Source organism: Buttiauxella cochleicola, assembly GCF_021283185.1.
GTDB classification, from domain to species: Bacteria; Pseudomonadota; Gammaproteobacteria; order Enterobacterales; family Enterobacteriaceae; genus Buttiauxella; species Buttiauxella massiliensis.
The window spans coordinates 24978-37233 of sequence record NZ_JAJSOS010000006.1; the positions used below are offsets into that span (position 1 = coordinate 24978).

The 12256-nt window shown below is 51.9% G+C and carries 10 protein-coding genes; 5 read left to right on the forward strand and 5 right to left on the reverse strand.

Annotation, left to right across the window (positions count from 1 at the left end):
• Positions 1–3: 3 nt before the first annotated feature.
• Positions 4–1335, reverse strand: a complete 1332-nt coding sequence (gene adiC, locus LVQ76_RS10470) for an arginine/agmatine antiporter (protein WP_064517817.1) — start codon at positions 1333–1335, stop codon at positions 4–6.
• Between the two features lie 183 nt (positions 1336–1518).
• On the opposite strand from adiC, the gene ymdB reads away from it, so the two are divergent.
• Together ymdB and LVQ76_RS10480 are read left to right on the forward strand one after the other, a co-directional pair.
• Positions 1519–2043, forward strand: coding sequence for an O-acetyl-ADP-ribose deacetylase (ymdB, locus tag LVQ76_RS10475; protein WP_232865558.1), 525 nt, complete (start codon positions 1519–1521; stop codon positions 2041–2043).
• Entirely contained in the window at positions 1994–3481 is a 1488-nt protein-coding gene (locus LVQ76_RS10480) for a phospholipase D family protein (RefSeq protein WP_232865584.1), read from the forward strand. The genes ymdB and LVQ76_RS10480 overlap by 50 nt, the downstream gene beginning before the upstream one ends.
• On the opposite strand, the gene mdoC is transcribed toward LVQ76_RS10480, so the two are convergent.
• Positions 3462–4616 carry a glucans biosynthesis protein MdoC gene (gene mdoC / locus LVQ76_RS10485; protein WP_232903876.1) on the reverse strand — a complete coding sequence of 385 codons (1155 nt, stop codon included), beginning with the start codon at positions 4614–4616 and terminating at the stop codon, positions 3462–3464. The two genes, LVQ76_RS10480 and mdoC, sit on opposite strands and share 20 nt — an antisense overlap.
• Positions 4617–4910: 294 nt before the next feature.
• Between mdoC and mdoG the strand changes: the two genes are divergently transcribed.
• The 3 genes from mdoG (at position 4911) to LVQ76_RS10500 (ending at position 9259) form a co-directional block, all read left to right on the forward strand.
• Positions 4911–6446, forward strand: a complete 1536-nt coding sequence (mdoG, locus tag LVQ76_RS10490; protein WP_151992924.1) for a glucans biosynthesis protein MdoG — start codon at positions 4911–4913, stop codon at positions 6444–6446.
• Positions 6439–8970: a glucans biosynthesis glucosyltransferase MdoH gene (gene mdoH, locus LVQ76_RS10495; protein WP_232921592.1), complete on the forward strand. Its 2532-nt coding sequence runs from the start codon at positions 6439–6441 to the stop codon at positions 8968–8970. The genes mdoG and mdoH overlap by 8 nt, the downstream gene beginning before the upstream one ends.
• 67 nt (positions 8971–9037) lie before the next feature.
• Positions 9038–9259: a YceK/YidQ family lipoprotein gene (locus LVQ76_RS10500; protein WP_370639859.1), complete on the forward strand. Its 222-nt coding sequence runs from the start codon at positions 9038–9040 to the stop codon at positions 9257–9259.
• Positions 9260–9262: 3 nt separating this feature from the next.
• Here LVQ76_RS10500 and LVQ76_RS10505 read toward each other — a convergent pair whose 3' ends face one another.
• From LVQ76_RS10505 to LVQ76_RS10515, 3 genes are all read right to left on the reverse strand, one after another.
• The gene (locus LVQ76_RS10505; RefSeq protein ID WP_120066517.1) at positions 9263–9637 is read right to left on the reverse strand and encodes a MysB family protein; all 375 of its coding nucleotides are present in this window, start codon (positions 9635–9637) and stop codon (positions 9263–9265) included.
• Between the two features lie 129 nt (positions 9638–9766).
• Positions 9767–10990, reverse strand: a complete 1224-nt coding sequence (gene mdtG, locus LVQ76_RS10510; protein WP_232865555.1) for a multidrug efflux MFS transporter MdtG — start codon at positions 10988–10990, stop codon at positions 9767–9769.
• Positions 10991–11144: 154 nt separating this feature from the next.
• A complete protein-coding gene (locus LVQ76_RS10515; RefSeq protein ID WP_232865554.1) occupies positions 11145–12065 on the reverse strand; it encodes a Kdo(2)-lipid IV(A) acyltransferase in 921 nt (306 codons plus the stop codon).
• Positions 12066–12256: the final 191 nt, after the last annotated feature.

Consider the following 12256-nt stretch of genomic DNA (forward strand, 5'->3'; position numbering starts at 1 on the left):
CAGTTAGTCGTTAACCACAGGTTTATCCAGCGGGTAGGGGTTTTTATGACGACGGTTGTAGTTAACGGTGTACATCGCAGTAATCACCATGATGGCGACAAACGACCACATCACTTCGGTCGCGCCTGTGCCAACGACGGCCCAAATACAGTAAATGAAAGCAATCAGCGTGATGAACAGGAACGGCAGACGTTGGTTGCCCAAATGCCCCTGACCGACCAGCATTAAAGCCGCGCAGGTGTAGATATACGGCACCAGCGTAAAGATGACCGATACAGATGAAACCACCGCGAATTGTGAGGTGGCGTCGGGCGAGATACTGGCAAGTTGGAAGATGGTCATCAGGACGCCAACAATCAGCAAACCCGCAACCGGAGTCTGATCTTTATTCACTTTGGCAAAAATAGGCGGGAACAGACCATCGTCGGCGGCGGCTTTCGCCGTTTGCCCGGCGAGTAGCGTCCAGCCGCCAAGGCTTCCTAAACACCCGGCTGCGGCACAGAACGAAACAATTGCCCCGGCAGTGGGCCCCATCGCCATGCGTGCGGCATCGCCAAATGGCGACGCAGAAAGTCTCAGCTCGGCGTTAGGGATCATTCCCATAATGGCAGTGCTGGAAAGCACGTAACAAACTGCGGCAATCAATACCCCGCCAATGGTGGCGATGGGCACGTTGCGTTTGGGATTTTTAACCACCGCTGCTGCTACAGACGCACTTTCCACGCCGATAAACGACCACAGCGTGACGCTCAAGGTACTCTGAATCGCACCAAAAGTGCCTTTACCGCTGACGTTCCAGGCTTCCATGTAGGTGTCGCTTTTAAACCAGAACCAGCCTAAGACGGCGACGGCGACTATCGGAATCAGTGCCAGAATAGTGGCGACCGCCTGCACGCGGGTGATCATTTTCGGGCCAACAATATTGAGCCCGACAAACAACCACAAAATGGCAATACAGGTAACGGTGAGCGGCCACGGTTGGTTTAGCATCGGGAAGAAATAACTCAGATAACCGACGCCAATCACCACCATGGCGACGTTACCTATCCAGCAGGCCAGCCAGTAAAGCAGATTGGTTTGATAACCCAGGAACGGGCCGAATGCCCGCCGGGCGTATGCGTATGAGCCGCCGGGACTGTCATCGAGAGATGACATTTTGGCGTATACCATGGATAGCGACAGCGCACCGATAATCGTCACCATCCAGCCAAAAATGGCAATCCCGCCCGTTGCTGCAAGGTTCGCCGGGAGCAGGAAAACCCCGGAACCCATTATGTTACCCGCAACCATTAACATCACCGGGACCAGCCCGACTTTTTGCGCTTCACTAGCCATAGAACCTCTCCTGAAACGAAGTTGCCACTGAAATGCGTTAATAAACGCATTAGCTTTGCTGGGTCTTGTAGTAAACGAGAAAAAAGCTGGGGTGGGGCAATGTCAACAAATCCTAAGTAAGGGATATACGCCGACTATTCGGTAAGTTTAGACTACTCTCAAAGACTAACTGGAGATTTCCCAATGAGCGAAAGAATGTCGGTGATACAAGGTGATATCACCCGCGTCGAGGTTGACGTTATTGTTAACGCGGCGAATTCATCCCTGATGGGGGGCGGTGGTGTTGATGGTGCGATTCATCGTGCGGCGGGGCCTGTTTTACTGGAAGCCTGCAAAGTGATTGTTCGCCAACAGGGCGAATGTGCGCCGGGCCACGCGGTGATTACCGAAGCGGGGAATATTCCGGTTAAGGCGGTGATTCATGCCGTTGGCCCGGTGTGGCACGGTGGCGAAAAACACGAGGCCGAGTTGCTCGAACAAACCTATCGTAACTGCCTGGACTTAGCCGCCGCCAACGGTTATCGCACCATTGCCTTCCCGGCAATTAGCACGGGTGCTTATGGTTATCCGAAAGAGGAGGCCGCGAAAATCGCCGTTGATACCGTTTACCGCTACATAGGCATACGTCCATTACCTGAAGAGGTCGTTTTTGTCTGCTTTGATGACGAAAATACCCTCATCTATCAACAACTTCTTGCTCAACTCTAATTTGAAAAATCATCACGCCACACGTCTTGGAAGGGCGATTACTCCATCGCTTGCCGAACATCCTGGGTTTAGCGGGATTCACCCTTTGTCGGATAGCCTCGACGCTTTTGCTGCGCGCTATCTGCTGTGCGGGATGGCCGAGAAAACCCTCGATGTGCAGTATTACATCTGGCAGGACGATATGTCCGGGCGCTTGCTGTTCAGCGCGTTGCTGGCGGCGGCTGACCGTGGAGTGAAAGTTCGCCTGTTGCTTGACGATAACAACACCAACGGCCTTGATGATATTTTAGAGTTGCTCAATTCCCATCCGCAGATTGAAGTTCGCCTGTTTAATCCTTTTTCATTTCGCCTGTTTCGCGCCATCGGCTATCTGACCGACTTTGCCAGGCTTAACCGTCGTATGCACAACAAATCATTCACTGTTGATGGTGAAACTACGATTATTGGCGGGCGAAATGTGGGGGATGAGTACTTTGGTGTGGGTAAACAACCGCTGTTTTCAGACTTAGATGTGCTGGCCGTAGGCCCGGTTGTCGAGGATGTCAGCCAGGATTTTGAGCGCTACTGGAATAGCCAGTGTGTCTCGACACTGGAAAAGGTGCTGGATGTCGATACCGATGCCTTGCAGCAGCGGGTGCAATTGCCAGATGACTGGCGCGATGACCCGAAGGCTCGCCGCTATCTTGACCGCCTGACAACCAGCCAGTTTGCTACCGATCTGGTCGCCCGCACGCTGAATATGTACTGGGCGAAAACACGCTTACTCAGCGATGACCCGCGTAAGGGGCAGGGCAGAGCGCGCAATCACACGTTACTGCCGCAACGCCTGATGAATGTGATTGGTATGCCGGAGCGTGAGATAGATATTATTTCAGCCTATTTTGTGCCCACTCGCGCGGGCATCGCACAAATCTTAGGGCTTGTGCGTAAAGGGGTAAAAATAGCCATCCTGACTAACTCACTGGCCGCAAACGATGTGGCGGTCGTTCATGCTGGTTACGCGCGTTGGCGCAAAAAACTGATGCGCCACGGAGTCGAGCTTTATGAGTTAAAGCCTGAGCAGGATGGCCTACGCAGACCACATGATCGTGGCTTAACAGGGAATTCAGGTTCCAGCCTGCATGCCAAAACGTTTAGTGTGGATAAACAAAAGGTGTTTATCGGCTCATTTAATTTTGACCCGCGCTCGGCGATGTTGAATACCGAAATGGGATTTGTCATTGAGAGCGAAGCGCTGGCGCAAGATATTCACCAGCGTTTTACCCAAAGCCAGAAAGAGAATGCCTGGGCGCTGCGTCTGGATAAGTGGGGGCGAGTGAATTGGGTGGAACACAGTGAAGGCAAAGAGATTGTCTGGAAGAAAGAACCGCACACCCGCTTTTGGCAGCGGGTGTTGGTGAGGTTAGTTTATCGACTGCCTATTGAGTGGTTACTTTAACCGCTACATTCTGCGGCTTGCCGGAGAACAGGAAACGCAGCAACGGAATGCGCAGGTGGATTTCATACAGAATCACCGCGATACCAATCACGAAAATTAATCCGGTGATAAAGCCCAGCGCGTTAGACGCAATATGCGGCGTGATGTACGCGCCAAAGAACAGCGTCAACGGATGGTGCACCAGGTAAATAAACAGCGACGCATTCACGAAATAGGTCACACGTTTTGACTGGAAGTTCAGCAGCTTATGGCCCAGCGAGAACACCACGTTGACCATCCACAAACCCATCACCGTGGTGATCACGCTCTCGGTTTCATACATCCAGGCGTCACCGCTACCGTAACGTTGGTTAAGCAGATAGGCGCAAAATGCCAGTGCCGCTCCCACCGCACACCATGGGGACGGTGTGGTAAATAGCGCTTTTAACTGTGGGCGTACAAACACCAGAGCTCCGAGCATGAAGAATGGTAGATAAAACAGCGTTTGCATCACTACGAAGTTAAATAATCCATCACTTAATATCGGTGAGTAAATAATAAAAATAGTACGGCGAATAACACCGTATAGAATACCGAACCCCAGGAAGGCGATTGAGAGCTTTCCTAAAGTAATAGAAGATGGGATGTTTTCTGACTTTTCAGTAATACGTGCTTTCATTTGTTGAAACAAAAATAAACAAATAGTCGTCAGCACCACCATGACTAATAAGAACCAGAGGTGAGAAACTAGCTCCCACACCAGTGTGTTGTATTTTTCGTATGGCGTCAGTCCTGGCCAGTTTTTTGCTTTGTCATTAACGTGTTGCAACATTAAAAATTGCGGCAAGGTTAGCAATGGAATGGCCGTCAACATAGGGATGCCGACGCGCTCCACGCGTACTTTCCACCAGCGTTTTAGCGGGTAGCGCAGAAACAGCATGTAAGAAAAATATCCTGAAATAACAAAGAATACCTGCATGCGGAAGGCATGAATAAAATCATTAAACAGGGTTAAACCCCACGATGCTTCAGTGCTGTTGACATGCCAGGTATGGCTTGAATAGATGAGCGAGATATGAAACGGGATGCCTAAAAGCATTAACCAGGCCCGGATAGAATCCAGGAAAAACTCGCGTTGTTGTGGTGCTTTACTCATAATACTCCAAACATTATCGGACGAATCGCCTTATCCTTAAGAACATATCCCAATAGGCTTAAAGTCCCGAACGGTATCAATTCCGTGGCAACCCTACACTAACCATGACATCCTGTCTCCAGGATGGATGCTGAAAGCGTAAGCAGTTGTCTTTTTTTGCTTAAAGGCTGAGCCGGTGCGCTGAACAATGCGGGTAATTGGTTGTCGGAAAGCAGAAGTTTCCATTAAAATGGATTGGATTGATTTAAGCACACAAAGGGGGATGTGCTGGTTAATATGAAACATAAACTAAAAATGATGAAAGTGTGTGGGCTCGGTGCTGCAGTCATGCTGTCACTTTATACCACCTCAGTTTGGGCCTTCAATATCGATGATGTCGCAAAACAAGCGAAAACATTAGCGGGCAAAAGCTACGAAGCACCTAAAACTAATCTGCCATCGCAGTTCCGTGACATGAAATATGCGGACTACCAGCAGATCCAGTTCAATCACGACAAAGCCTACTGGAGCAAGTTAAAGACCCCATTTAAGCTTGAATTTTATCACCAGGGTATGTATTTCGACACCCCGGTTGCTATCAATGAAGTGACAGCAACTGCGGTTCATAAGATCAAATACAACCCGGATTACTTTAATTTCGGTGATGTAAAACACGATAAAGACACCGTGAAAGATCTCGGCTTTGCCGGGTTCAAAGTGCTCTATCCGATCAACAGCAAAGATAAGAACGACGAAATTGTCAGCATGCTCGGGGCGAGTTACTTTCGTGTGATTGGCTCAGGTCAGGTTTATGGCCTGTCTGCTCGTGGTTTGGCTATTGATACTGCTTTGCCATCTGGCGAAGAGTTCCCACGTTTCCGTGAATACTGGATTGAACGCCCGAAAGCTGGCGAGAAAACGCTGACTCTTTATGCGTTGCTCGATTCCCCACGTGCAACCGGTGCGTATCGCTTTGTGATTACTCCTGGTCGCGACACTGTGGTTAACGTGCAGTCGAAGGTTTATCTGCGCGATAAAGTCGGCAAACTGGGTGTTGCACCGCTGACCAGTATGTTCCTGTTTGGGCCAAATCAGCCGTCGCCAAGCACCAACTTCCGTCCGGAATTGCATGACTCCAACGGTCTGTCTATCCATGCCGGTAACGGTGAATGGATTTGGCGTCCGTTGAATAACCCGAAACATCTGGCGGTGAGCTCGTTTGCAACCGAGAATCCAGTTGGCTTCGGTTTGCTGCAACGCGGCCGCCAGTTCTCTCGTTTCGAGGATTTAGACGATCGTTACGATCAGCGCCCAAGTGCATGGGTTGCGCCGCAAGGTGATTGGGGTAAAGGTCGCGTTGAGCTGGTTGAAATTCCAACCAACGACGAAACTAACGACAACATCGTTGCTTACTGGACTCCGGATCAGCTCCCGGAACCCGGCAAAGAGATGAACTTCAAGTACACCATTACCTTCAGCCGTGATGAAGACAAAATGCATGCGCCTGATAACGCATACGTTGCGCAGACTCGCCGCTCAACCGGTGATGTGAAGCAGTCGAATCTGATTCGCCAGCCAGACGGCACTATTGCGTTTGTCGTGGATTATGTCGGCGCGGACATGAAAAAACTGCCGCAAGATACGCCGGTTACCGCGCAAACCAGCATTGGTGACAACGGTGAAATCGTTGACAGCCAGGTACGTTACAACCCGGTCACTAAAGGCTGGCGTTTGACTGTACGTGTGAAAGTCAAAGATGAGAAGAAACCGACTGAAATGCGTGCAGCGCTGGTCAATGGTGATCAAACGTTGAGTGAAACCTGGAGCTACCAGCTACCTGCCAATGAATAAGATTACTGATACTGCGTCTGATTATATTGATGTTCTTCCGCTTTCTGCGCAGCAGAAGGCGGCTCTTCCTGCATCAGATCTGCAAGCGGTGCATGAAGCGCTTGATGCGCAAGGGCACCACTATGACAGAGCCGATGATTCCCCTTTAGCCTCGGTAAAGGCCCGGCTTGAAGCAAGCTGGCCTGGATCGTTGGGCGGTGACCAACTGATTGAGGACGAAGAGGGGCGCACCCAGCTGCAGGCAATGCCTAAAGCAACGCGTTCTTCTATGTTCCCCGATCCGTGGCGCACCAACCCGATTGGTCGTTTCTGGGATCGTTTACGCGGGCGTGAAGTTAACCCTCGCTATATGTCGAAGGAAGAGGCTGAAGCTGAGCAGAAATGGCGTACCGTCGGGACTATCCGACGTTACATTCTGCTGGTGCTGACTATTGCTCAGACTGTCGTAGCAACCTGGTATATGAAGACCATTCTTCCTTACCAGGGCTGGGCGCTGATCAATCCGTCAGACATGATTGGCCAGGATTTATGGGTTTCCTTCATGCAGCTGCTGCCGTATGTGCTGCAAACGGGCATCCTGATCCTGTTCGCTATCCTGTTCTGTTGGGTGTCGGCGGGTTTCTGGACCGCGCTGATGGGCTTCCTGCAACTGCTGATGGGCAAAGATAAATACAGTATCTCTGCTTCAACGGTGGGCGATGAACCGATTGACCCGGCGAACCGCACCGCGCTGATTATGCCTATCTGTAACGAAGACGTAGACCGCGTATTTGCGGGCCTGCGCGCGACGTGGGAATCGGTAAAAGCAACTGGCCAACAGCAGCACTTCGACGTTTACATCTTAAGCGACAGCTACAACCCGGATATCTGTGTTGCCGAGCAGAAAGCGTGGATGGAGTTGATCAACGAAGTGCAGGGCGAAGGGCAGATTTTCTACCGTCGTCGCCGTCGTCGTGTGAAGCGTAAAAGCGGCAACATCGATGACTTCTGTCGTCGTTGGGGTAATCAGTACAGCTACATGGTGGTGCTGGATGCCGACTCAGTAATGAGCGGTGACTGTCTGACTAACCTTGTGCGCCTGATGAATGCTAACCCGAATGCGGGCATCATTCAGTCTTCACCAAAAGCGTCGGGCATGGACACTCTGTATGCGCGTTGCCAGCAGTTTGCGACACGTGTATACGGGCCGCTGTTTACGGCGGGTTTGCACTTCTGGCAGTTGGGTGAGTCCCACTACTGGGGTCACAATGCGATTATCCGCGTTAAGCCGTTCATTGAGCACTGTGCTTTAGCACCGCTGCCAGGTGAAGGTTCATTCGCCGGTTCCATCCTCTCTCACGACTTCGTAGAAGCAGCGCTGATGCGTCGTGCGGGTTGGGGCGTGTGGATTGCCTATGACTTGCCGGGTTCTTATGAAGAGCTGCCGCCGAACTTGCTGGATGAGCTCAAGCGTGACCGCCGCTGGTGCCACGGTAACTTGATGAACTTCCGTCTGTTCCTGGTAAAAGGCATGCACCCGGTTCACCGTGCGGTGTTCCTGACGGGCGTTATGTCTTACCTGTCTGCGCCGTTGTGGTTTATGTTCCTCGCATTATCAACTGCCTTGCAGGTGGTGCATGCGCTGACAGAACCGCAATACTTCCTGCAACCGCGCCAGTTGTTCCCGGTGTGGCCGCAGTGGCGTCCGGAGCTTGCGATTGCGTTGTTCGCGTCCACCATGGTGTTGCTGTTCCTGCCGAAGCTGCTGAGCATCATTCTGATTTGGTGCAAAGGCTCGAAAGAGTTCGGTGGATTCTTCCGCGTAACGGCTTCTCTGTTGCTGGAAGTGCTGTTCTCCGTGCTGCTGGCACCGGTACGTATGCTGTTCCACACAGTGTTTGTGGTGAGCGCGTTCCTCGGTTGGGAAGTGGTCTGGAATTCACCACAGCGTGATGACGATTCAACCCCTTGGGGCGAAGCGTTTATGCGCCACGGTTCTCAGCTTCTGCTGGGTCTGGTGTGGGCTGTTGGCATGGCGTGGCTGGATTTACGCTTCCTGTTCTGGCTTGCGCCAATCGTGTTCTCGCTGATCCTGTCGCCGTTTGTTTCGGTGCTGTCGAGCCGCGCGACCCTCGGTTTACGCACCAAGCGCTGGAAGCTGTTCCTGATCCCGGAAGAGTATTCTCCTCCGCAGGTGCTGGTCGATACCGACAACTACCTGAAGCTGAACCGCAGCCGCACGCTGGACGATGGCTTTATGCACGCGGTGTTTAACCCGTCGTTTAATGCCCTGGCAACCGCAATGGCAACTGCACGTCACCGTGCCAGCCAGGTGCTGGAAATCGCCCGCGATCGTCACGTTGAACAGGCGCTGAACGAAACGCCTGATAAGCTGAACCGCGATCGTCGTCTGGTGCTTTTAAGCGACCCGGTGACTATGTCCCGTCTGCATTATCGTGTGTGGTCCAACCCGCAGCGTTACTCTTCGTGGGTGGATAGCTACAAAACGGTTGAGCTTAACCCTGAGGCGTTGCCGACTAAGTAACCCGGCAAACGCGCTCACAATGCCGGCCTTCGGGCCGGTATTTTTTTGGAGTAAAAGCATGTTAAGAATGATGGTTGTGATAACGGTTGCGTGCTTGCTCAGCGGCTGTGGCAGCATTATCAGCCGTGCAGTACCGGGGCAGGGACATGGTAATCAGTATTACCCCGGCGTGCAGTGGGACGTGCGTGATAGTGCATGGCGCTATATCACGGTATTAGACTTACCGTTTTCGCTGGTCTTCGACACCCTGTTGCTGCCGATTGATGCCAGCCACGGCCCGTACGAATAAGCGTTACCGCTCATCCCATTCATCAGCCGCAGTTTGCCCTTCCTCGGTATCTAACGGCGGCTCAAGTTGAAATTCACCTTCGTCCCATTCATGCAGCGTGTTTTCTTCAATCCATTCCTGACGTAACTCGATTTCATCAAAGTCACCATCAAACACGCTTTGTGCCGCTTCACCGCTCAGCATCGGGAAACATTCGCCATCTTCACTATCATCGGCAAAGAATTCAGCCTGCCACATGATGTCGCCATCCTGAAGAATGTACTTCTGAATGTTCAGTTGCTGAACACTGGCACTCTCTTCATCAAGTTCAGGGTTGTCTACAAGGAAAAGCTCGCGTGCGGCATCAATGGCCTCTTCCAGCGTCGCGTACAGACTCATACTCATCTCCTTTTGTTACAGGTCAGGGAGCACGCGCTCCGGTGCAATTTCAAGTTAATTGTTGACGCTGTTTGCAAAGTTGCAAGTATGAAATTTAATCCTCGTCGTACTTCGAGTTGTCTCTGCTCCTTAATCGGGAGCCGTCACTCGTTCAGTAGGGCGTCGCAAGCTAATCCAGGAGTAAAGCGCGTTGAAAAGCACCACGCAAGCGGTGACTAAAAATACCGTGCGGAAGCCGTAGTTGGCCGAAACGGCGGCCCCGACCAGCGGGCCGGTGACGTTACCAATATCGCGGAAAGACTGGTTGTAGCTAAAGATACGCCCGGCAATCTGGTTGCTGGAGTTGTAGATAAGCAGCGTTTGTACGGCGGGTAACAGCGCGCCGTCGGCGGCACCGAGCAGAAAACGTAACACGCCAAGCTGCCATGGCGTTTGCACCATCGACATGGGGATAAGTAGCAGAACCGAAATCACCAGCGCGCAGATTAAAATTCTCTCCGGCCCGATTCTGTCACCCAGCTTCCCGAGGCGCGGTGCGCTTATCAACGCGGCCACACCGGGAACGGAAGCAATCATGCCGCTAATAAACGCCAGGTTACTGACATTCCCTGCCAGCTCGCGCACATAAAGCGTCAGAATTGGTGCAATCGAACCGGTCGCCACCTGGATAATCATGGTGGTGACAAACAGACTCAGCACTAGTTTTGGGTTTTTAAGCGACATGAGAACCTGACGCGCGTGCAGCATATCTTTCTTGTTAACCGGCGTGAATTGCTCGCGGATGCAGAAAAGAGTGAAAACGAAGCAGGTAAATAACACGGCGGCGGTGATGAAAAACACCGGGCGCAGGCCGTAAGTATCCGCCAAAAAACCGCCAATCATTGGGCCGAGCAGCGCACCGCTCACGCCTCCGGTCGATAATGTGCCGAGCGCCCAGCCGCTTTTATGGCGCGGAACCTGAGTCGCAATCAGCGCGTTGGCATTGGGGACAAATCCACCCAGCAAACCGAGCAGGGCGCGCAGCGCTAAAAATTGCCAGATATTGCTCGCAAAGCCCATCAACACCATCACGATAGACATGCCAAGCGCTGAACGCAGCAGCATGATTTTGCGGCCTTTACGGTCGGCAAGCCCGCCCCAGAAAGGCGATGCTATCGCGGAGAAAAGGAACGTAATACTGAAAACGATGCCCGACCACATATTCAATGCGCTGTGGCCCGTCACGCCAAGACTTTCGACGTACAAGGGCAGGAAAGGCATGACCAGGCTGAATGCGACGCCGGTCAGAAAACACCCAAGCCAGGCGACGGTGAGATTTCTTTTCCAGTTGATGTTGCTCTCGGGGAGAGTCATAACGCTCCAGTTTAGTGCAGAGAAGATATGCGGGGGAATTATTACCTTGCTAATTATGCGCCTGATGAATGGAGAGTGGCAATGTTTATGAAATGCAGTTTTAGAACGATTAAAGGCGACTTTACGTCGCCCTATGACTTAATCGAATAGCGAATCAGTAACGCGACGGCACACCCTCTGGACGTGTCTTAAAACGGCGATGCAGCCACATGTATTGCTCAGGCGCCATCATGATGCATTCTTCGATGATTTTGTTCATCCACAGCGCTGTGCCTTCCGGGGTTTCTAATGGTGGTGAAAACTCTGCAGGTAGAATAATCAACTCATAGCCTTTTCCGTCAGGTTTGCGGCGTGGCACCATCGGGACAATCGCCGCACCTGACATGCGTGCCAGCGTATAGGTGCCGGTGGTTGTAGCCGCCTGATCAACGCCAAAAAATGGTACAAAGACGCTGCCGCGCGGGCCGTAGTCATGGTCAGGCGCGTACCAGATGATCTCGCCCTGTTTGAGCGCGCGGATCATCCCTTTGAGATCTTTACGATCGATCATGCTTTTGTTGGAGCGCATTCGACCCCAGGTTTGCAGCCAGTCTAACAGGGGATTGTCATTCGGACGGTAAACGCCAATGCCGGGTGTGTTCATGCCGAACATGCGTGCACCTAATTCAAGCGTCAGGAAGTGAATACCAATCAGGAGTACGCCGCGTTTGGCTTCTTGTACCGCATGAATCTGGTCGACGCCGCTAACGTCGCACCAGCGCCGGATACGCCATGTTGGCCAGAACCAGGCGATGCCGGTTTCCATCAGCCCCATCCCCACGGACTCGAAATTTTTCTTCAGATAATATTCACGCTTTTCGGGCGTGACGTGTGGGAAAGCGAGTTCAATATTCCGGCGGGTAATTCTGACGCGGCGTTTCATAAACCGCATAGCTAAATGGCCGAGGCCGCAGCCAATTCGATAAATCACGGGGTAGGGGAGCAGGGTAATGAGATACAGCAGGCCAATACCAAACCAGATTCCCCAATAGCGGGGGTGAAGCAAAGCGCGCGAGAATTGCGGTAAGTTCGTCATGTAAAACCTATTGTGACGGCAAATGCCGGATCTTCTTGAGTCGGTCTATTGTGACATTAATCATGGAACATCCAAAATTAACGGCAGCAGAGTGTTTGATATTTCAGCAATTGTTGAATTAAATGCGAAGTAATAATTGAAATGTAGCGCAAAATACGTGGATGTAAATTAACGATAATTGCTTTATGATG